Source organism: Nostoc sp., assembly GCF_036918245.1.
In the GTDB taxonomy this organism is placed as follows: domain Bacteria; phylum Cyanobacteriota; class Cyanobacteriia; order Cyanobacteriales; family Nostocaceae; genus Nostoc.
Map to the genome: position 1 here is coordinate 84,385 of NZ_JBALEF010000081.1, position 19,220 is coordinate 103,604.

The 19,220-nt window shown below is 41.7% G+C and carries 19 protein-coding genes and 2 tRNA genes; 11 read left to right on the top strand and 10 right to left on the bottom strand.

Annotation, left to right across the window (positions count from 1 at the left end; all coding sequences use genetic code 11):
• Positions 1 to 249: 249 nt before the first annotated feature.
• From V7L12_RS23480 to argF, 3 genes are all read right to left on the bottom strand, one after another.
• Positions 250 to 1,728 (bottom strand): DNA phosphorothioation system restriction enzyme, encoded by a 1,479-nt coding sequence (locus V7L12_RS23480; protein ID WP_335087976.1) that lies wholly within the window; start codon positions 1,726 to 1,728, stop codon positions 250 to 252.
• Between the two features lie 71 nt (positions 1,729 to 1,799).
• Positions 1,800 to 2,405 carry a transcriptional repressor LexA gene (lexA, locus tag V7L12_RS23485; protein WP_335087977.1) on the bottom strand — a complete coding sequence of 202 codons (606 nt, stop codon included), beginning with the start codon at positions 2,403 to 2,405 and terminating at the stop codon, positions 1,800 to 1,802.
• A 240-nt stretch (positions 2,406 to 2,645) separates the two neighbouring features.
• Positions 2,646 to 3,566 carry an ornithine carbamoyltransferase gene (gene argF / locus V7L12_RS23490; protein ID WP_335087979.1) on the bottom strand — a complete coding sequence of 307 codons (921 nt, stop codon included), beginning with the start codon at positions 3,564 to 3,566 and terminating at the stop codon, positions 2,646 to 2,648.
• Positions 3,567 to 3,931: 365 nt separating this feature from the next.
• Between argF and V7L12_RS23495 the strand changes: the two genes are divergently transcribed.
• A tRNA-Thr gene (locus V7L12_RS23495) sits at positions 3,932 to 4,003 on the top strand.
• A gap of 156 nt (positions 4,004 to 4,159) precedes the next feature.
• Here V7L12_RS23495 and V7L12_RS23500 read toward each other — a convergent pair.
• Positions 4,160 to 4,489 (bottom strand): hypothetical protein, encoded by a 330-nt coding sequence (locus tag V7L12_RS23500; protein WP_335087981.1) that lies wholly within the window; start codon positions 4,487 to 4,489, stop codon positions 4,160 to 4,162.
• Positions 4,490 to 4,505: 16 nt separating this feature from the next.
• A complete protein-coding gene (gene pyrE / locus V7L12_RS23505) occupies positions 4,506 to 5,129 on the bottom strand; it encodes an orotate phosphoribosyltransferase (protein ID WP_335087983.1) in 624 nt (207 codons plus the stop codon).
• 106 nt (positions 5,130 to 5,235) lie between these two features.
• On the opposite strand from pyrE, the gene V7L12_RS23510 reads away from it, so the two are divergent.
• The gene (locus V7L12_RS23510; RefSeq protein ID WP_335087985.1) at positions 5,236 to 5,667 is read left to right on the top strand and encodes a hypothetical protein; all 432 of its coding nucleotides are present in this window, start codon (positions 5,236 to 5,238) and stop codon (positions 5,665 to 5,667) included.
• 138 nt (positions 5,668 to 5,805) lie between these two features.
• Here V7L12_RS23510 and V7L12_RS23515 read toward each other — a convergent pair.
• A tRNA-Ile gene (locus V7L12_RS23515) sits at positions 5,806 to 5,878 on the bottom strand.
• A 295-nt stretch (positions 5,879 to 6,173) separates the two neighbouring features.
• Here V7L12_RS23515 and V7L12_RS23520 point away from each other — a divergent pair.
• Positions 6,174 to 6,875 carry a hypothetical protein gene (locus V7L12_RS23520; RefSeq protein WP_335087987.1) on the top strand — a complete coding sequence of 234 codons (702 nt, stop codon included), beginning with the start codon at positions 6,174 to 6,176 and terminating at the stop codon, positions 6,873 to 6,875.
• Between the two features lie 73 nt (positions 6,876 to 6,948).
• Positions 6,949 to 8,343: a hemolysin family protein gene (locus V7L12_RS23525; RefSeq protein ID WP_335087988.1), complete on the top strand. Its 1,395-nt coding sequence runs from the start codon at positions 6,949 to 6,951 to the stop codon at positions 8,341 to 8,343.
• Positions 8,344 to 8,374: 31 nt separating this feature from the next.
• Here V7L12_RS23525 and queC read toward each other — a convergent pair whose 3' ends face one another.
• Positions 8,375 to 9,052 carry a 7-cyano-7-deazaguanine synthase QueC gene (gene queC, locus V7L12_RS23530; protein ID WP_335087990.1) on the bottom strand — a complete coding sequence of 226 codons (678 nt, stop codon included), beginning with the start codon at positions 9,050 to 9,052 and terminating at the stop codon, positions 8,375 to 8,377.
• Positions 9,053 to 9,389: 337 nt separating this feature from the next.
• Between queC and V7L12_RS23535 the strand changes: the two genes are divergently transcribed.
• The 5 genes from V7L12_RS23535 (at position 9,390) to V7L12_RS23555 (ending at position 14,430) form a co-directional block, all read left to right on the top strand.
• Positions 9,390 to 10,472, top strand: coding sequence for a Gfo/Idh/MocA family protein (locus V7L12_RS23535; protein WP_292786255.1), 1,083 nt, complete (start codon positions 9,390 to 9,392; stop codon positions 10,470 to 10,472).
• A 467-nt stretch (positions 10,473 to 10,939) separates the two neighbouring features.
• Entirely contained in the window at positions 10,940 to 11,563 is a 624-nt protein-coding gene (locus V7L12_RS23540) for a DedA family protein (protein WP_334923625.1), read from the top strand.
• A 239-nt stretch (positions 11,564 to 11,802) separates the two neighbouring features.
• Complete coding sequence (locus V7L12_RS23545) at positions 11,803 to 12,960, top strand: ParM/StbA family protein (RefSeq protein ID WP_334821647.1); 1,158 nt, start codon at positions 11,803 to 11,805, stop codon at positions 12,958 to 12,960.
• A 5-nt stretch (positions 12,961 to 12,965) separates the two neighbouring features.
• Entirely contained in the window at positions 12,966 to 13,445 is a 480-nt protein-coding gene (locus V7L12_RS23550; RefSeq protein WP_094347280.1) for a plasmid segregation centromere-binding protein ParR, read from the top strand.
• Positions 13,446 to 13,749: 304 nt separating this feature from the next.
• Positions 13,750 to 14,430, top strand: a complete 681-nt coding sequence (locus tag V7L12_RS23555; RefSeq protein ID WP_335087993.1) for a SinI family restriction endonuclease — start codon at positions 13,750 to 13,752, stop codon at positions 14,428 to 14,430.
• A 46-nt stretch (positions 14,431 to 14,476) separates the two neighbouring features.
• Here V7L12_RS23555 and V7L12_RS23560 read toward each other — a convergent pair whose 3' ends face one another.
• Positions 14,477 to 15,649, bottom strand: coding sequence for a DNA cytosine methyltransferase (locus V7L12_RS23560; RefSeq protein ID WP_335087995.1), 1,173 nt, complete (start codon positions 15,647 to 15,649; stop codon positions 14,477 to 14,479).
• Between the two features lie 309 nt (positions 15,650 to 15,958).
• On the opposite strand from V7L12_RS23560, the gene V7L12_RS23565 reads away from it, so the two are divergent.
• A complete protein-coding gene (locus V7L12_RS23565; RefSeq protein ID WP_335087997.1) occupies positions 15,959 to 17,395 on the top strand; it encodes a phosphoglucomutase/phosphomannomutase family protein in 1,437 nt (478 codons plus the stop codon).
• A gap of 72 nt (positions 17,396 to 17,467) precedes the next feature.
• Positions 17,468 to 18,055: an RdgB/HAM1 family non-canonical purine NTP pyrophosphatase gene (rdgB, locus tag V7L12_RS23570; RefSeq protein ID WP_335087999.1), complete on the top strand. Its 588-nt coding sequence runs from the start codon at positions 17,468 to 17,470 to the stop codon at positions 18,053 to 18,055.
• 173 nt (positions 18,056 to 18,228) lie between these two features.
• Here the strand turns inward: rdgB and V7L12_RS23575 are convergent, their stop codons facing one another.
• Both V7L12_RS23575 and V7L12_RS23580 read right to left on the bottom strand, forming a co-directional pair.
• Positions 18,229 to 18,735 (bottom strand): hypothetical protein, encoded by a 507-nt coding sequence (locus tag V7L12_RS23575; RefSeq protein ID WP_335088000.1) that lies wholly within the window; start codon positions 18,733 to 18,735, stop codon positions 18,229 to 18,231.
• Positions 18,736 to 18,745: 10 nt separating this feature from the next.
• Positions 18,746 to 18,955, bottom strand: a complete 210-nt coding sequence (locus V7L12_RS23580) for a hypothetical protein (RefSeq protein ID WP_335088002.1) — start codon at positions 18,953 to 18,955, stop codon at positions 18,746 to 18,748.
• Between the last annotated feature and the right edge of the window lie 265 nt (positions 18,956 to 19,220).

Below are 19,220 nucleotides of genomic sequence, written 5' to 3' on the forward strand. Positions count from 1 at the left end.
GTTATCTTTAATTTTGCAAAAACTATTTTTTCAAATTTATAATTTTCTTTGAAAAAAGACTTTATTCTTGAATTGTCTTCTGTTATTATTAATATTAATAATTTAGAGCATAATGGAATACAAGTAAAATTTTTAAAGCTACTTACATCCGATTATGATCAAACTCATAATTTTATTATTTCATACTTAATGCTTATTTTTTCAAAACTCGAAAAATTTTACAAAATAATACAACTTTATAGTCCATCATCAAATATCTAATAAACCATATCGCTTTTGTAAATCAAGTAACTTCATTCTTGCAACACCTGCATTATCAGCTAAATCAGCAAACTCCACAAAACGACGCAATTCCTTTTTCAACAGATTACGCTCAACTTCTATAGTTTCCCTATCTAAATCTGGTGGTAAAACAATCATGTCAAATATTGTTGCGCGTTCCTTAGCCGGATGAGGACGTAAAACTCGCCCCCGTCGCTGAATAAATTGGCGGGGATTACCAGAACTTGATAAAATTACCGCAGTTTGAATTGCTGGAATATCAACACCTTCATCTAAACAACGAATTGCGACTAAACCTTGCAACTCACCACTTTCAAATTGATGGCGCAATATTTCCCTTTCTTGTAAAGTTGTTTGAGCCGTATAGGTGCTTACCTTATACCCTAAATCCACTCCGAGAATTTTAGCAACAGCTTTAAGTTGGCGTAGGGATGAACGTTGTCCCGCATCTTGGGAACCGTCACTACAATAAAAAAGTGTGTGAGTAGTTTCGCGGCGAGTAATCATTAAATCCCGCAAAGCATTTAATTTATTTTCCGCCGCACCAATTAACCTTGCTCTTTGCATCAACAACGGCTTTAAATCTTCATTGTCTTCAAATCCCGATTCGCCATTTTCTCGATCTCGATAAAGTAGCGATCGCCCAATTCTTTTAGTTAACTTTAAATAGGCAATGCTTTCTGCTTCCGTTAACTCCACCAGCACCGGATAATACAGATAATGTACCAAAGCACCTTGAGCGATCGCATCCCTCAAAGTAAACTCTGGCTGGAGAACTGGGCCAAAATAATCAAATAAAGATTGCGTACCAAAATCATCGAAATATCTCTCCGGTGTGGCAGATAAAGCCAATCTCAAACCCACACTGCGTGGTAAACTTTCTTCTAACTTGGGTGCGCCTAAATTATGCGCCTCATCCCCAATAATTAAAGTTTTGGCGGGGAAATATTTGAGTTGAGACTGAAATCCATCTCCAATTAAAGAGGAGTTCGTAGTAATCACAGTAACAAACCGTTGAGAACCAGAACGCAGATTATAAATTTGGGTAGAAAGCTGACTTTGCCAAGTACGTAAATTCTCAAAAGCTAAAATGGGTTGCAAATTAAATTTTTCGCATTCTCGTGCCCATTGGGTAACGAGATGACGATAGGGACACACTACTAACAGAACTTGTAAATTAATCTGCTGATATAATTCACAAGCGATCGCTAGTGCAGTAATTGTTTTACCACTACCAGTAGCCATTTTCAGTGTCCCTCTGCCATTGTTGGTAAACCAGCCAGCGATCGCTTCTCGCTGATATTGCCGCAATTGCAGAGACACAGGCATTCTTGGGCATCCTGGTAATGGTTGCGGAGTGTAATAACTGCCCTTACTTTCCCTTGCAAATGGTAATTTCAACCGGAAAGTGGGCAGTTGCTGCACTGAATTTTTCGTCAGGTACATATTTATTTAGTCATTAGTCATTGGTCATTGGTCATTGGTACTTATCTTTCCCATTCCCCACTCCCCATTACTCAGTTGTAACCACGCCAAACACCAATGAGTGAACCTTGCACCTGCACTTGCTGAGCCATGACTTCAATGGGATTGTACTTAGAATTTGCTGGTTTGAGGGTAACGCGATCGCCTTGGCGATAAAAACGTTTTAATGTCGTACCAAATCCATCAACTCTGGCGGCGACGATAGTACCATTTTTTAAATGATTTGGTTCTGCTACTGGACGCAGAAATACCACATCGCCATCAGTAATTAAATCTTCAATCATGCTATCGCCAGCTACCCGCAAAGCGTAAGTTTGGGGAGGTAAATCGAAATTAGAAAAGTCTAAATGATCTACAGCATCAGTAAACGGTTCTATTAAACCACCAGCAGCGATCGTACCCAAAATTGGTACACCTTGCTTCACAGAACGCAAAATCCGAATCGTTCGCGCTTGTCCTTCAGTCCATTCTATATATCCTTTAGTGCGTAAATGTTCTAAACGGCTTTGAATTGGTGCTGGTGACTTCAAGTTCATCGCTTGCATCATTTGCCGAATAGAAGGCGAATGCTGGTGCGATCTGATGTATTCTGCCAACCATTCGTAAAGTTCTTGTTGAGCTTCTGTTAGACGTTCCATAAAGAAAGCGGGAAGTAATTATAAATGTCTCTAGAACATTAGTACTACAAAAAACTCCCTATAACAAGAGAAAAGTAAAAATTATGAAAGGCAAAAGCAAGAATATTGTCTTTTCTTTTACCCATTTATTTTGAATTTTTTACCAGCAAGTAGTCAGGAGCCAATTGCACACTCGCTATTTTGACTCCTAACTCCTGTACAGACGCGATTAATCGCATCTCTCCTAACTCCTAACTTCTTTCATTTTGCCCCTAAGATACTTGCAAGTAAAGCTTTTTGAGCGTGCAAGCGATTTTCTGCTTGTTCCCAAACTCGTGATTGGGAACCTTCAATAACTGCCTCGGTAATTTCTTCACCGCGATGGGCTGGTAAGCAGTGTAAAACAATTGCCTCTGGATCAGCAAGACTCAATAGCTGTTCCGAAATTTGGTAAGGCTGGAAAATTGGCATCCGGTTATCGGCTTCTGCCTCTTGTCCCATACTCGCCCATACATCAGTGTAAAGTACAGCAGCTCCCTTAGCAGCTAATTCTGGATCGTGAGTGAGGAGAACTTCAGTTTTGTTATTAGCGATCGCTCTTGCTTGCTCTACAATCCTAGAATCTGGCTCATATCCACTAGGAGTAGCAATTCTAACATTCATCCCCACCAAAGCACAGCCCAACATCAGAGAATTAGCGACATTATTCCCATCACCCACGTAGGTTAAAGTTAACCCAGCAAGAATGTTAAAGCTTTCTTGAATCGTCAATAAATCAGCTAATACCTGACAAGGGTGTTCTGCATCGGTAAGCGCATTAATTACCGGAATCTTGGCATAGTGAGCAAAAGTTTCCAAATCCTGCTGGGCAAAAGTGCGAATTGCCAAAATATCCAGATATCGATCTAACACCCGCGCTGTATCCTGCAAAGGTTCCCCACGACTAACTTGAGTGACATTAGGGTTGAGATCAATTACCTGTCCACCAAGTTGGTACATCGCCACAGTAAAACTTACCCGTGTACGAGTTGAAGCTTTGGAGAACAACAACCCCAAAACTTTATTACACTGCAACTTCAACTGTTGTGATTTAAGTTGAGTTGCCAATTGCAGGAGTTCTTGAAGTTCCGTAGAACTGATGTCCGCTAGACTTAATAAATCTCGTCCGAGCAATGCTGCCATGCTTGTAATCTGTAAAAAATAATTATATATTTCTGTTCCTTTATTCAGCCGTGCCAAGAAAATATAGTTTTAGAACTGACCAGATATTTTTGGGTTCAGCCCAGGATTTGAGTTAGCTTTTGCTCTGAATATTAATTTATCAACTTTATCAGCGATTGGAATCACTGATTTTTTCTGGTTCATCACAATGGCAACGCCAGAAAAACTATCTAGGCGTACACAAGTAGCGATATTGCTAAAATTTCTGGTCTTTTAGCCTTATTTCTGGAGAGGTAGATATTTTTTAGAATTTACAGCTAGACAAATAAATGGATTATGGTACAATAGTAAATCGTGGTTACTAATTAAAATTCATCGTCAAACCTGCCAGCATAGCACAGTGGTAGTGCATCCGACTTGTAATCGGAAGGTCGCGAGTTCAAATCCCGCTGCTGGCTTTTGTTGAAACAAAAGGATCTCCTGACTAGAATTTGCTTGTGGTTTTTTGTGTTATTGCGATTAGCACAATAGGTACTTACACAAACCCTCTTGAAAAGTTTTTCAGGAGGGTTTTTTGATTTATTTAGAGCGATCGCGCAAGCTCATTGCATTGGTTAATTCAAAGCATCAGCGATCTTAATACCAAGGTGCTGCAATGCTTTTTCTTTCACAAATTCAGCCGCACTACGAGCCGATTCCGCCAAAATAGTATCGGTGTTTGGAGTCAGCTTCAGCGCTCCTCCCAGGTATCCCAAAGCTTTGCAATAATCATCAGTCAAGTTGGTAGATGCCAGTCTCTTTACAGTTTGATAATCACCACTCTGAAAAGCTGTTAGCGCTTTGTGGTGTAAATCGTTTTCTGGCTTTCCTAGTACTTCAAGAATTGCGTTCACAGCTTTCTCAACTTTTTCTTGTGTTAGTTCTGTGGATACTGTTGTTTGCATGTTTATCTCCTTTTATTCATGAATTTGCAAGTTGTCGGTAGTGTTCTTGAACTTCCTGAATCGAAAACAAAGTTTCAAACTTCAACCCCGCTGACTGGTACAACTCACCTCCCCCTTGCTCTCTGTCTACTAGTGAAATTACTTGATTGACGGTATAACCTGCATCTTTAAGACGCTCAACTGCTTTTAGAGCAGATTGCCCAGTTGTTACTACATCTTCCAAAACTACTACTTTTGCGCCCTCTGGTAAACTGGGGCCTTCTATATAAGCTCTTGTTCCATAACCCTTGGCTTCTTTGCGAATAATCAGCGCTGGTATCGGGCGGTTTTCATAAACAGAAACTATACTCACTGCTGTCACAATTGGGTCAGCCCCCATTGTTAAACCACCTACAGCCTGTGTATCTACAGGTAATAAAGGGAATACCAATCGTCCGACAGCTAAAGCGCCTTGAGGATGGAGTGTTACCTGTGTCTTATTGACGTAATAAGAACTACGCAGCCCAGAAGAGAGGAGAAAATCACCCTCTTGATAAGCAAGTTGGCAAAATAAATCTAGTAGCTTGTGGCGCAAAGTGGTCAAATCAGAAGTGGTTGCCCAAATATCTGGGTGGGTAATAGTTTCAGTAGGATACGTCATTACAAAACATTAAAAGTTGTGCTACACCAAAGGTTGAACTCATCAGAGTTCTGAACTTCAGCATAAATTAAGATTCGCCCAAAGCAAAAGTTGAGGAGTCAGAAACGTGCGTATAAAATTTAAAACCTTTGGTGGTTTATTGGTGTTGCTTGCTGCTGGTATTGCTTTTCCCTCTATTGCATCTGCCCAAACGGCAACACCCAATTCTGAAACTACGAATGATATATTTGAACGAGCTTATTTTCGTCACGATCGCAATTTCTACGAAAATGGCAGCCTCAAGCGTCAACTAGACTCATTTCTCGGATCTGGTTCCGGTTTCGGTGGTTCCTTTCCAGAAAATGAAATTGCCCGCGATGCTAATTTGATTAATACTTTATATCGTGATGCCCTGACTCAGCAAGTTGGCAACGATCCTTATATTCGTACTCCTGATTTACCAAATCCTTATGACACATCGCTGATGATGTCTCCTCGCTATAGCAACAAACTCAAAGTAGGAACAGAATTCAGGTTTGAAACTTTACCATCTCGGTAAGATTGGAGAGTAGGGAGTGAAGAAGGTAATAGGGTACAGTTTACAGGGTAAAGATTATTCCCTCTCACCTGTCACCTGTCACCTCTCCCCTAATCCCAATGCCCCATGCCCTTCTATCAGTAGTTTTTGATGATTCAGTGCGCCCTGCTGGAATCGAACCAGCCTGAAGACGAATTATGAGTTCGTTGCCTCCCCAATCGGCCAAAGGCGCTTGTTTTTTGGGTTTTGGGTTGCTACGAGTTAATTACTTCAACTCTTAGGTCAACCTCATTTGCTAATTTTAGAGTGAGAAAAATACCTCACGTACTGAGTTTAGCCAATCCTATGAATATAGCACAAATTTACCACGTGTGAATACTGGACAATAGTTTACTAGATTTTTATACTACATAATTTGATCATAGATATAGTGCAAACTAATATTGATTAAGTTCCTTTAAGGATTGAGGTCAAAAGCTTCACTATTCTTAAATAGACCAGCATTCTATTGTGATAGCTTGTCAGCGATGAAAATAAATTCTACTGTACTTCTTACTTTGATTTTGTTAATTCTGATGATGGGAGCAGGTTCTGTGAGCGCGTTTTTGGGCTTTGAACTGGGGAGTTCAGCACTTAAAGGCGTTAGCACACCAGATGGGCGTCCTACAACCAAATTTGCTAGCAATAAGGCAAATAACTCTCAACAGGGAGGGCTGGTGCTATTAAAAGAGGAAGAGGTTCTGAAAATTGTCAAGGCGCGAATTGAGGGTAAGACCAAAGCCGCTAAATCGGAAAAGCCAGAAGAAGATGATGAAGAAACCAATAGCAGCAAGCAGAAGCCAGAGGAAAAACCCCCAGAAGTAGTTGAAGAAAAGCCCCTACCAGGTTTTCCGGTTACAGCCCAAAGTCAGGGTGTAACAATGACTGTGCAATCTGCTCGCTATTCTGGTGGTGATTTACTACTGAAAGTGAAAATGCAGAACAAAGGTAAGGATTCTGTGCGCTTCCTGTATAGTTTTTTAGATGTTACCGATGACAAAGGACGAACCCTGAGTGCAAGTACAGAGGGTTTACCAACAGAATTGCCTGTAAATGGGCCAGCATTTTCAGGTACAGTGAGCATTCCTACAGCTTTACTTGATGATGTCAAGAAAATATCACTTGCTCTCACTGATTATCCCGCTCAACAATTGAAGCTAGAGGCATCGAATATTCCTGTAGAAAGGTAGAAAGGGCATTGGGCATTGGGCATTGGGAATTGGTAATTATCTGTTATTTTTTACTATTCCCTATTCCCCCTAAATGGAGGGCGTGAGTTTTACACGAGCTTTGGCGGTGAGTGGTTTTCCTAATTTAAGTTTGATAGAAGTGGCGCTGCGGTTGTTGTCAGTGTTACTACTGATTGCCATAAATGCCTTTTTTGTAACGGCGGAGTTTTCGATGGTGAGCGTGCGGCGATCGCGTATTCACCAGCTAGTTAAGGCTGGGGATATTCCAGCGATCGCTGTAGAAATGTTACAACGTAGTATTGACCGACTGCTATCTACCACCCAGTTAGGTATTACCCTCTCTAGTTTGGCACTGGGATGGATTGGCGAAAGTACGATTGTCGTGCTGGTGAATGCCTGGTTAAGATCCTGGCCTTTACCCAGTGGGATGACTACCTTCCTCGCCCATTCCCTATCAATTCCCATTGCCTTTTTCTTAATTGCCTATTTGCAAATTGTGATCGGAGAACTATGTCCCAAATCCTTAGCCATGCTGTACTCAGAACAGCTAGCGAGGTTTTTGGGGCCTCCGGTAAAAGCGATCGTCCGTTTTTTTGGCCCCTTCATCTGGATTCTTAACCAATCAACTCGTTTTTTATTACGGATTTTTGGCATCCAATACACAGGTCAAGGGTGGCGGCCGCCTGTAACTCCCGAAGAATTGCAACTGATCATCTCTACAGAATGGGGGTCTACTGGTTTACAGCGTGCAGAGCGGGAATTACTCAATAATGTCTTCGAGTTTGGGGATGTCATGGCGCAAGATGTGATGATCCCGCGCACCAGTATTATCGCGCTGCCAAAAGATGCTACCTTCCAGACATTACTCAGGGAAATGGCTTCTAGGGGTTACTCTCGCTATCCCGTGATTGGTGAATCTTTGGACGATGTTCGCGGTATTGTTTATTTTAAAGATTTAGCACAACCTTTGGCTGTGGGAAAGCTCAGTTTAGAAACACAGATCCAACCTTGGATGCGTCCTGCTCAGTTTGTTCCAGAACACACGCCCTTGAGTGAACTTTTGCCCATGATGCAGCAAGAGAAACCCGCTATGGTCATGGTAGTGAATGAATTTGGCTCTACTGTGGGACTAGTGACAATCAAAGATGTGATTGCCGAAATTATTGGCGACCCCAGCGAACCTGAAAGCAGTGAAGACTTACTGATTCAGATGTTAGATGAGCAAAAATTTTTGGTGCAAGCACAAATCAACCTCGAAGACCTCAACGAAGTTTTGCATCTCAATTTGCCCCTGACCAGAGAATACCAAACACTAGGGGGCTTTTTGCTGTATGAGTTACAGAAAATTCCTGCCAAAGGCGAAATCTTTTGTTATCAAAATCTCGAATTCACTGTGGTATCGATTGTTGGTCCACGCCTACATCAAATTCAACTGCGACGGTTAGAGGAGTTAGGAGTTGAGAGTTAAGAGTTAGGAGTTATCGATTTTAACTCCTCATTCAAGAAGCATACGCCAGTGGATCAACAAGTCCCAATTCGGCAAAAGCTGCTAGCCGTAAGCGACAAGAATCACACACACCACAGGCGACATCTCCACCGGCATAGCAAGACCAAGTTAGTTCCCAAGGAACTCCCAATTGGTTTCCCAGTTGGATGATTTCGGTTTTTTTCAGGTTGATTAGGGGTGCAACAATATTAATTGGTCGTCCCTCACGCCCTTGTTTGGTTCCCAGGCGAAAAACTTCTTGCATTGCTTGGAGATAGTCGGGGCGACAATCAGGATATCCTGAGTAATCTAGGGCATTAACGCCGATATAGACACGCTCTGCTGCGATCGCTTCGGCGTAACCAAGAGCAAAGCTTAAAAATATGGTATTACGAGCCGGAACGTATGTTACAGGAATATTTTGAGACATTTCATCCAGCGATCGCTCCTGGGGTAAATCAATGGCATCATCAGTAAGTGCGGAACCGCCCCATTGTCGTAAGTCAAAATTAACTACTTGATGTTTTGCGATCGCAGCTTTTTGAGCGATACTGAGCGCTGACTGTAACTCTCGTCGATGTCGCTGCTGGTAATCAAAGGAAATAGCATGACATTCACAGCCATCAGCTTGAGCTTTGTACAGAATTGTGGAAGAGTCTAATCCCCCAGATAACAGAATTACAGCTTTCATCTCGGTTGCAAATTTTGGATTTCAAATCACCAAATCAAACCTAACAAGATGCCAGAAAGCAATGCTAGGCGGAATTTATACTTAGTATTACTGAATTTTTTCAAATTAATAAAAAGACATATATTTTTTGTAGAAAGTGCAAAATCCAAAGCAAACCCGAAATATCGATACAAAAGATATTTGGATTACGGGAACCGATCACAAACTTTGAAATTCTTCATAAACATAGGCTCTATGTTACCATCTGGATGGTTTTAGACGGATCGTAACCGGCTTTCGAGTATAAACGCCAACGGCCGTAGCGTCTCTAAATTTGGTGGTTGAGGAGAGAATAATAGTGCAAAATAGCATGTCAGTGGCAGAACCGAATCCATATACACAGCGCAACCAGCCACGACCAATCCGCATAGGCGTGATTGGAGTGGGTAACATGGGACAACACCACGCTCGCGTGCTGAGTTCAATGAAAGATGTTGAACTAGTCGGAGTGGCAGATATTAACGTCGAGCGAGGATTAGAAACTGCCAGTAAGTACAAGGTGCGTTTTTTTGAAGATTACTGTGATCTGCTACCCCTTGTGGAAGCAGTTTGTGTAGCTGTTCCCACCCGTCTGCACTATGCCGTGGGCATCAACTGTCTGTTAGCGGGAATTCATGTTTTGATTGAAAAACCGATCGCAGCTAGTATTTCTGAGGCAGAGTCTTTAGTAAATGCCGCAGCTGAATCTCAGTGTATCCTGCAAGTAGGTCATATTGAGCGTTTTAATCCAGCTTTTAAAGAACTGAGCCAAGTTCTAAAAACAGAGGAATTGCTGGCACTAGAAGCCCACAGGATGAGTCCTTACTCAGATCGAGCAAACGATGTTTCAGTTGTGCTGGATTTAATGATCCATGACATCGACCTACTTCTGGAATTAGCTGCTTCCCCAGTCACAAAATTGACTGCTAGCGGTACTCGCTCCCTAGACTCTGGTTATTTAGATTACGTAACCGCCACCTTGGGCTTTGCCAATGGTATTGTTGCTACTCTGACTGCCAGTAAAGTTACTCACCGAAAAATTCGCCGGATTGTCGCCCATTGTAAAAATTCATTTACTGAGGCAGATTTCCTCAAGAATGAAATTTTGATTCACCGACAAACCACTGCTAATTCTCTCACCGACCACCGACAAGTACTTTACAGACAAGATGGTGTAATTGAAAAAGTTTACACCAGCAATATTCAACCACTGAGTGCAGAATTAGAACATTTTGTCAACTGTGTACACGGTGGCAATCAACCCTCAGTAGGTGGCGAACAAGCTCTCAAAGCCCTGAGACTTGCGAGTTTAATTGAGCAGATGGCGCTGGAAGATCGAGTTTGGAATCCCTTAGACTGGCAATCGGAACCAAGGGTACAATCATTAACCCCCACAGTTTAGAAGAAGAGGGGATGAGGGGGATGAGGGGGACAAGATGAAATTTTCTCCCTTCTCTCTCTGTGCTACCCCACAGCCCCAACTTCAGCAGAAAACCCTAGAGTATGTTTTTAAATTTGCCATCAAGTCTTTAGATCCTTCCTAGTCCCTTTAAAAAGAAGACTAAGGGGGATCTAAAAAATTAGAAAAAAAAACCTAGTGGTTCGTTTCATTAATTTTGTGAGGTTTGTAGCGAGCAGATAAATCGTTCAATCTCAAACGCTAGAGATACTTACGAACTTTTATAACTCTCAACATTAATCAAACAGACCCTTAGCTTCCACTTGTCTTACTCTGTTTTTCAGTTGTGATGCCAATTTTGAGTGCAGCCAAATTACCTTCACTCTAGCAAGCGGGGATAATTACCCTTTAAAAAAGCTAAAGCTGAATTTAGTAACAAGACTAGTCCAGCAATTTCAGGAATTGACTCAATGCTTGAATGGATAACTAATACTATCAACTATTTTGGCTATTGGGGAATCGCCCTACTAATGTTTTTAGAGAACCTTTTTCCCCCCATTCCTTCAGAATTGATTATGCCACTGGCTGGATTTACAGCAAGTCCATATCAACCAGGAGGAGCAAAGCTGAATATTATTGGTGTGTTTTTCGCAGGACTTTTGGGTTCTGTATTGGGCGCACTTATTTGGTACTATCCAGGTAAGTTTTTGGGTGAAACTCGTTTGAAAGCTTGGGCTGACAAGTATGGCAAATGGCTAGCTATATCCAGTAAAGATATCACCAAGGCCAAAGAGTGGTTTGACCGACAAGGTAGAACAGCAGTATTAATTGGTCGTCTTGTGCCAGGAATCCGCACCTTGATTTCTGTTCCGGCAGGTATTAGCAATATGCCCTTGCTACCATTTTTGTTTTACACAACATTCGGTAGCGCTGCTTGGGTGGGTTTGCTAACATACTCAGGATACATATTGGGTAGTCAGTATGAACTTGTGGACAAGTACCTTGCTCCTGTATCCAAAATCGTACTTGGGGGTTTGGTTCTAGCATTTGTTTTCTGGATATTCAAGCGCCAGTTAAGACGCACTAGAAGATGAAACACGGACGCTTTTGGTTTGAAAGCAGTGAAAGCAGGGGTTACATCTGGCCAAAATTCGCCTACACTATGCCAAATAATACTAGATGTGCGTTGGCAGAGCTTACCAGAGGTATCGCCGGAATTAATTTTTGGCGTATTTCTAGCTACACTTGACGCAACCTAGAATTTCTGGTTGCTCGCATTTTTGTAAGATGAGCATGACAACTTTTTACAGTTAAGTTTGAACTAGGAGCTTTCATGACAGACCAACCTTCCACCGCTACCCCAATCAATGCTGCTGCTATACCCATGAATAGGCAGCCGTTAGCATCGACTCCCATAAATGCTGTTAATAATAATCCTCCCAAGCCAGCCGGTGTTCCGGGAAAAACCATTCTCAGTGTTGACTTAGGCAGAACTTCCACAAAAACTTGTGTGAGTCGTGAACCCGGCAGTGTGGTGTTCGTACCTGCCAACGTCAAGCAGATGTCAATCGAACAAGTACGCGGTGGTGTTTTTGAAGCCAGGGCTACTGACCCCTTAATGGATTTGTGGCTGGAGTATCAAGGAAATGGATATGCTGTTGGTCAACTGGCAGCCGATTTTGGGGCGAATTTAGGAGTCGGACAATCTAAGGTAGAAGCTGCACTGGTAAAAGTTTTAGCAAGTGCTGGCTACTTCAAACTCAGAGATGATATCTCAGTCGTACTGGGTCTGCCTTTTCTTTCCTTAGAGCAATTTGAAAAGGAAAAAGCGCAGTTGATTAGCCAAGTAGGTGGCCCTCATGTGTTGAACTTCCGAGGTGAATCTGTATCGCTGAACGTCAGTAAGGTATGGGTCATGCCAGAAGGTTACGGTAGCCTGTTATGGTCTGAAGCTCAACCCAAGAAAAACCCTGGCAGTCCCGATTTTACAAAAATATCGGTGGCGATCGTCGATATTGGACATCAAACCGTCGATCTTTTGATGGTAGATAACTTCCGTTTTGCCAGAGGTGCTTCTAAGAGCGAAGACTTCGGGATGAATAAGTTTTATGAATTGGTGTCTGCCGAAATTGAGGGAGCAGATAGTCAATCTCTAGCACTGATTTCCGCTGTAAACAAACCCAGAGGTGAACGGTATTACCGTCCTAAAGGCGCTAGCAAGCCCACCAACCTAGACGATTTTCTTCCCAACCTTACGGAGATGTTTTCTCGCGAAATCTGTAGCCGTGTGCTAGCCTGGTTGCCAGAACGCGTCACCGATGTGATTCTCACTGGCGGCGGTGGTGAGTTCTTCTGGGACGACGTTCAACGTCTGCTCAAGGAAGCAAAGATTAATGCTCATTTAGCAGCACCTTCACGACAGGCGAATGCTTTGGGGCAGTATATTTATGGAGAGGCACAATTATCCTCCAATCGCGCTGCTAGGGCATAAAGCTGATGTTCCAATGGTCGAAAAAGGTAGTTAAATCCGTCACGTTCAACCCAGAGCTTGCTGATGAAAGCTTGTTAGCGCAAGTAGAAAGTTATTTGGAAAAACAACCAGACAAGACTTTCAGCGACCTCTGTAAAGAAGCCTTATGGCAATCTTTATGTGTACCGGAACCTGTACAACCTGCTCCACAAACAGCAGTAACAACACCGATTGATCAACAAATCGGTGAACTGCAACGTCAAGTGGCTGGACTTGAGGAACGTTTTTTTGCCAAGGGATCTAATCGTTTGGAGGCGATGGAACATCATCTACTGCAACTTTCTCAACAAGTTGCACAACTGGCGCTCATAGTCAACGATCGATCGTTTATTCCGTCTCCAACTCAATTAGAAGTAGTAAATAATACCTCTTATACTGTTGCTACCCCTCCTCAAGAGGTTGACCCCGTAATCAGTCGCCTTAGTCAGTTTCTCGATGATTTTTAAGGAACAATCAAGGTTTGTGAGCAGTTTTTGCTCATGTTAACAATCCTTAATAGTATTAACTATTAAGGATTATTAATGTTTATATATAGAAATATTTGGATTATTGAGATTTGTGTATCTATAAATATGAGCTTGACAAACAAAGTTTGGACATGGTGAAGTTTTTGGAGTTAGGTAAGGCTTTGGGTATTACTCCTTGTGAATTGTTGGGAAAACTAGAACAAGTAACTTAAACAGCAGATTTTACCCAATAGTAACTGTGAGCAATAACCTAAAAATACCGGATTTTGATGCCAATCTGATCATGTCAGAAGCTGAAAATATCACTAAATCTCGTGTTGGGATGTTCTGGAACGATTCTGTAAAAACAGTTTTATCCGTCTGTTGTAATTCGCCTGAATTATTTCCATATTTAAAAGTATGCAATTCTCGCTTAGATTACATTACTAAGTGGTTAAATAAGTATTTTGGCGGTTATAATAATCGAGCCTCAAAGCGAACTAGTAAGAAGATAGGCACTGTTTCTGACAAAATTATTGACACGATTCTTTCTGCTCGTTTACCTACTCTCAGCACTGATGGTATTAATCACATAAAGTATGCTCATCGTCTTTCTATGTCGGCAGAAAACATATTAGGTCTTCTTTTAGAAGAATATCTTGTCGAAAAATTATCATTTTATGGTTGGTACTGTGCTTGGGGTGAAACTATAAATAAGGTTGATTTTTGCACCAAGAAAGGTGAGCTATTACAAGTTAAAAACCGTAGTAACTCTGAAAATAGTTCGAGCAGTAGTGTCCGTAAAGGAACTATCATTCGGAAATGGCATAGAGTCAATGCTCAAAATGGAGCTTACTATTGGAAAGAACTGAATCAATTAATAGGATGCTCTAATCTTTCTGAAGAAGACTTTGCTGCCTTTGTTAGACAAACTATCGCTGAAAATCCCTCGGTGTTGTATGTAGAAAATAGTAACTATTGGTAACAAATTCAGTAATGGAAGTCCTAAAAATAATCACCAGGCTGTGAATTTAGTGATTAAATAGTGAAAGCTGTTCAAAGACTGGTATTCCTTTAGGTTTCTCCTGTCTAATTAAACTATGTAAATAGTCACCAATAGCTTTAGCTAAGAGTACAGGTACAGCATTACCTATCTGTCGGTACTTAGAGGCTGTAGAACCATAGAAAATCCATGAGTCTGGAAAGGTTTGAATCCTGGCGCACTCTCGAACACTTAGAGGACGCAGTTCCTCTGGATGACACATATCTGTAGCCTTTTGGTAAGGACTTGTAGTAACAGTAGGAGACGGCTTATCCCAACATAACCTTCTGTAAAACCCTACTTTACCGCCTCCAGATTTGTAAGCGCCTCCCATTGCTTCTTTTATCAAGTCGTTAGGTAAATCTCTCCAGTTTTGACCACTTTTTAAAAGCTTTAAATATTGAAGACGGTTTTTTGAGTAGGAAGTATACTCCGGTTGTGGATCTTCTAAGTTGATCAGGGCATCTTTAAGAGTGCGCCATTGAGGTAATAAAGAGGCATCTTTACTATGAGTAGGCAAAGGGAATGTAGCTGATTCACCATCTCTTGAGCCGATAAAGATTACTCGCGCTCTGTTTTGCGGAACACCGTAATCTGCTGCTTCCATTACTTTATAAATAACTTGATAACCAAGGCGCTTCATTTCTTCTAAAACAATCTCAAGAGCGCTCCCTTGCATTTCATTTAGTTCTAGAGGAGCATAACCCGTTCCTCGTTCCAGATGAGGTCTATGACGAATAGGAGCCGAGAGTAAACCTTTAACATTCTCCATGACAAAAAAGCGTGGCTGCACTTGTTCAACAATACGTATAAAGTCCATAAATAAGCTGCCACGCGGGTCCATAACTGAACCACGTTTTCCTGCTGTGCTAAAGGGTTGACAAGGGGGACCGCCAGTTACTAAATCTACTTCTCCAATACGTAGAGGTCTACCAAGGTTAATAACATATCCCCCTTCTTCCAAAAGATTTTGAGCAGTGATTTTCTGTATATCTCTTGCTACAGCACTATTTAGGTGAGGTCGGTTGAAAGCTATAGTCTTCGCAGCATCAGGATCTTTCTCAACAACACTTACTACCCGAAAACCTGCCTGTTCTATCCCAATATCTAGTCCACCTGCTCCTGTAAATAAACTGATTGATATTGCCCGATTGTCTATCACTGCTTTTATCCTTACAGCCTTAATCAAATATACGATTTGCTGGAACCCTCAAGTCTGCTTCATGCTAACGATAGATACCTACAATTCTAATAGTGTAAACCTTTTGAAACAGTATGTTACAAAGGCGCTATTCTCTTTTAAATATGGCAGGCGTAGACGGGCTTATCGTTAGACATTGCATTTGTACAATACACAAATTGGCTCACTTTTGTATTGAATATTCTTAGTACATATTATTACTAGATTCTTTTTTTACTCTGCACACTGTATAAATGCTAGAATCCTCAAGTAGACAGTTAGGATACCTAGATGCCAGTTGTAGCTAACTCAATCAAGTTTGGTACAGACGGCTGGCGGGGCGTTATTGGTGACGAGTTCACCTTTGAACGCCTAGCCCTGGTCGCGCCAGTTGCCGCAAAAGTATTATATGATACATATTTCTCTACGGTGGGTAGCCGGACAATAATTGTCGGTTACGATCGCCGATTCATGGCTGAAGACTTTGCTCGTGCTGTTGCCGATACTGTCACCGCTGTCGGCTTTGATGTGCTACTGAGCGAAACTTATGCCCCAACCCCAGCTTATAGTTGGGCAGCAAAAGAACTCAATGCTTTAGGGGCGCTAGTAATTACAGCTAGTCATAATCCTGGTGCATATTTGGGACTGAAAGTCAAGGGCTATTTTGGTGGGTCAGTACCGCCAGAAGTCACAAAAGAGATAGAGGCGCAGTTGTCGGTTGGAGTACCATTAGCAAGTACCCCAGGCAAGCAAGAGAAATTCGATCCTTGGCCCAGTTATACCCAAGCACTAGAAGCTAAAGTTGATATTGCCAAACTTCGAGAAGCGATCGCATCTGGCAAACTGACATTATTTGCCGATGTCATGCATGGCGCTGCGGCTGGCGGATTGGCGAAACTACTAGGTAATCAGGTCAAAGAAATCAACAGCGAACGTGACCCCCTATTTGGTGGCGGTGCACCGGAACCATTGCCGAAATACCTTTCAAAGCTTTTTGAAGTCATCAAGACTCACCGAGAAACCGATAAATCAGGTTTAACAGTGGGGTTGGTATTTGATGGAGACTGCGATCGCATCGCGGCTGTAGATCGAGAAGCCAACTTCCTAAGTTCCCAAGTATTAATCCCGATATTAATCGACCACTTAACCCTGCGGCGCGACTTTAAGGGTGAAATAGTTAAAACTGTTAGTGGTTCCGACTTGATGCCCCTTGTAGCAGCACTACATAACCTGTCAGTCTTTGAGACAGCAGTTGGTTATAAATATATCGCTGACAGAATGTTAGTAGCAAAAGTGTTACTGGGTGGTGAAGAGTCAGGAGGAATTGGCTATGGCAGCCATATTCCCGAACGCGATGCCCTATTGTCAGCATTGTACGTACTAGAGGCGATTGCAGAATCTGGTTTGGATTTAGGTGAGTATTATCGCTACTTGCAGAAACAAACAGGGTTTACCTCAGCTTATGATCGCATTGATTTACCCTTAGCAAGTATGGAAGTGCGATCGCGTCTTTTGCAACAACTGCAAACCCAACCCTTAACGGAAATTGCCGGGTTAGCAGTAATTGATTGTCAAACAATTGACGGCTACAAGTATCGTTTAGCTGATAAAAGCTGGTTAATGATTCGGTTTAGCGGTACTGAGCCAGTTTTACGGCTATACTGCGAAGCCCCAACAATTGAGCAAGTGCATCAAACTCTTGCTTGGGCGAAACACTGGGCAGAGTAAAATTAATTATTAGTCATTTGTCCTTGGTAAATGACCAATGACCAATGACTAATGACCAATGACTAATGACCAATGACTAAATTACTTGTACTAGCTACAGGAAATCCAGGTAAGTTGCGGGAAATGCAGGCTTATCTGGAAAATTCTGGTTGGGAATTAACCCTCAAACCTGAAGAATTAGAAATTGATGAGACGGGCGAAACTTTTGCCGCCAACGCTTGTCTAAAAGCGTCACAAATTGCTAAAGCTACGGGAAACTGGGCAATTGCTGATGATTCGGGCTTGCAAGTAGATGCCCTAAATGGCGCACCAGGGGTGTATTCTGCACGTTACGCCAAAACCGACTCAGAACGCATTGCTAAGGTACTCAAAGAATTAGGCAACGAGGTAAATCGGCAAGCTCAATTTGTTTGTGCAGTAGCGATCGCTCGTCCTGATGGTGCGATCGTATTACAATCTGAAGGTATTTGTCGCGGCGAAATTCTTCACGCACCTCGTGGTAATAGTGGTTTCGGCTACGACCCAATTTTTTATGTGCAAGAGTTGCAATTGACCTTTGCGGAAATGACACGGGAACTGAAGAGGTCAATTAGCCATCGAGGCAAGGCTTTTACAGCTTTACTTCCGCAACTAGACACATTGTTTAGTCCTGAGTCCTGAGTTAGGATGAAAAACTGATTTAAGAAATGAAAAGCTATCAGAGAATTAGTACTTTCGGCGTTGCAGAATAATTAGACTAAATATAGCAATCAAGTAAAATACAACAAAGGCTTGTGGTATAAAAGCTAAAAGTGATTTACTACAAATTTTCAAAGTGTAAATGCTGTTTACCTTTATTGCTTGGTTGAGGCAATTGCCTCCCTAAGTTTTTGAAGAGTCGCTTCAGACCATTTATTTATGCAGCTGGTTTTTCCAGCAGGAATACGCATATGGTAAATTGGATTGTTACGTAAAGCTAAGATTTTTATTCTCTGAAGAACATCATGGTTACGTATATTTAAAACTTCGGCTAGATGAGTACATGTATAAGAATAATGTTCTTCTTTAGGAAGGCTAATCGCACTCAAAGCAATATCTGTATTACCCTGATTAGTTGTGACTCTTAAAGCAGCATCTTCAGAGCTTCCATTTCGTACAGCCTCAAACTGGCTTACGACTTTGTTAATACTGTTCTCTAATCGATTCAGCTTTTGGGTTAATTGATCACTAACAACTGAAGATAAAATATCTCTGAGCCTATCCTCAGACACCTCAATCATAGGGCTAGTACTCTTACGATTGAGGCGTGCTTGGCTTAATGGGGTTACATTATTAGCTTCTAAGTTTGGCTCAGATGACATAAACAAATCCTCACCCTACATTGGAATGTTGGAATTTTTGTTGAAGACAATCCAAAATATCATTTTCGGTTTTTTGCACGATTTCTTCAATTTCTTCCTGCGATAATATGTTACCCAACTCTTCCTGCAAAATTGCTATTAATTTTTCATAACTAATATGAGCTTGAGTTTTAGCCAAATATGTAGCTAAATTTTGACCTAAATCTAGCCCCGCAGCCACATCACAATCTACTTCATCTTCAAGTTGAACCGCCCACTGTAACCAAGAATTACTCGATAAATACTACATTGCCCTACCCCTTCCTGACTATCCACAACCAAGTTGACCAGCTAACTAAATTGGCTGAGTATTTTCTCAGCTTGGTCTGATGAAATCTCAAAGTATCTTAGCCCTCTTTTGTCACTCTAGGCAGAGGAAAAATAGAAATAAGGGATATTGAAGTTTTGAAAAATTGAACGAGTCAGATTATTGACAATCATTTGAA

Excerpts from the sequence above, each read along its gene's own strand:
- V7L12_RS23480 (WP_335087976.1), bottom strand. The coding sequence starts at position 1,728 with ATGTACCTGACGAAAAATTCAGTGCAGCAACTGCCCACTTTCCGGTTG.
- lexA (WP_335087977.1), bottom strand. The coding sequence starts at position 2,405 with ATGGAACGTCTAACAGAAGCTCAACAAGAACTTTACGAATGGTTGGCA.
- argF (WP_335087979.1), bottom strand. The coding sequence starts at position 3,566 with ATGGCAGCATTGCTCGGACGAGATTTATTAAGTCTAGCGGACATCAGT.
- V7L12_RS23500 (WP_335087981.1), bottom strand. The coding sequence starts at position 4,489 with ATGCAAACAACAGTATCCACAGAACTAACACAAGAAAAAGTTGAGAAA.
- pyrE (WP_335087983.1), bottom strand. The coding sequence starts at position 5,129 with ATGACGTATCCTACTGAAACTATTACCCACCCAGATATTTGGGCAACC.
- V7L12_RS23520 (WP_335087987.1), top strand. The coding sequence starts at position 6,174 with ATGAAAATAAATTCTACTGTACTTCTTACTTTGATTTTGTTAATTCTG.
- V7L12_RS23525 (WP_335087988.1), top strand. The coding sequence starts at position 6,949 with ATGGAGGGCGTGAGTTTTACACGAGCTTTGGCGGTGAGTGGTTTTCCT.
- queC (WP_335087990.1), bottom strand. The coding sequence starts at position 9,052 with ATGAAAGCTGTAATTCTGTTATCTGGGGGATTAGACTCTTCCACAATT.
- V7L12_RS23540 (WP_334923625.1), top strand. The coding sequence starts at position 10,940 with ATGCTTGAATGGATAACTAATACTATCAACTATTTTGGCTATTGGGGA.
- V7L12_RS23545 (WP_334821647.1), top strand. The coding sequence starts at position 11,803 with ATGACAGACCAACCTTCCACCGCTACCCCAATCAATGCTGCTGCTATA.
- V7L12_RS23550 (WP_094347280.1), top strand. The coding sequence starts at position 12,966 with ATGTTCCAATGGTCGAAAAAGGTAGTTAAATCCGTCACGTTCAACCCA.
- V7L12_RS23555 (WP_335087993.1), top strand. The coding sequence starts at position 13,750 with ATGTCAGAAGCTGAAAATATCACTAAATCTCGTGTTGGGATGTTCTGG.
- V7L12_RS23565 (WP_335087997.1), top strand. The coding sequence starts at position 15,959 with ATGCCAGTTGTAGCTAACTCAATCAAGTTTGGTACAGACGGCTGGCGG.
- rdgB (WP_335087999.1), top strand. The coding sequence starts at position 17,468 with ATGACTAAATTACTTGTACTAGCTACAGGAAATCCAGGTAAGTTGCGG.
- V7L12_RS23575 (WP_335088000.1), bottom strand. The coding sequence starts at position 18,735 with ATGTCATCTGAGCCAAACTTAGAAGCTAATAATGTAACCCCATTAAGC.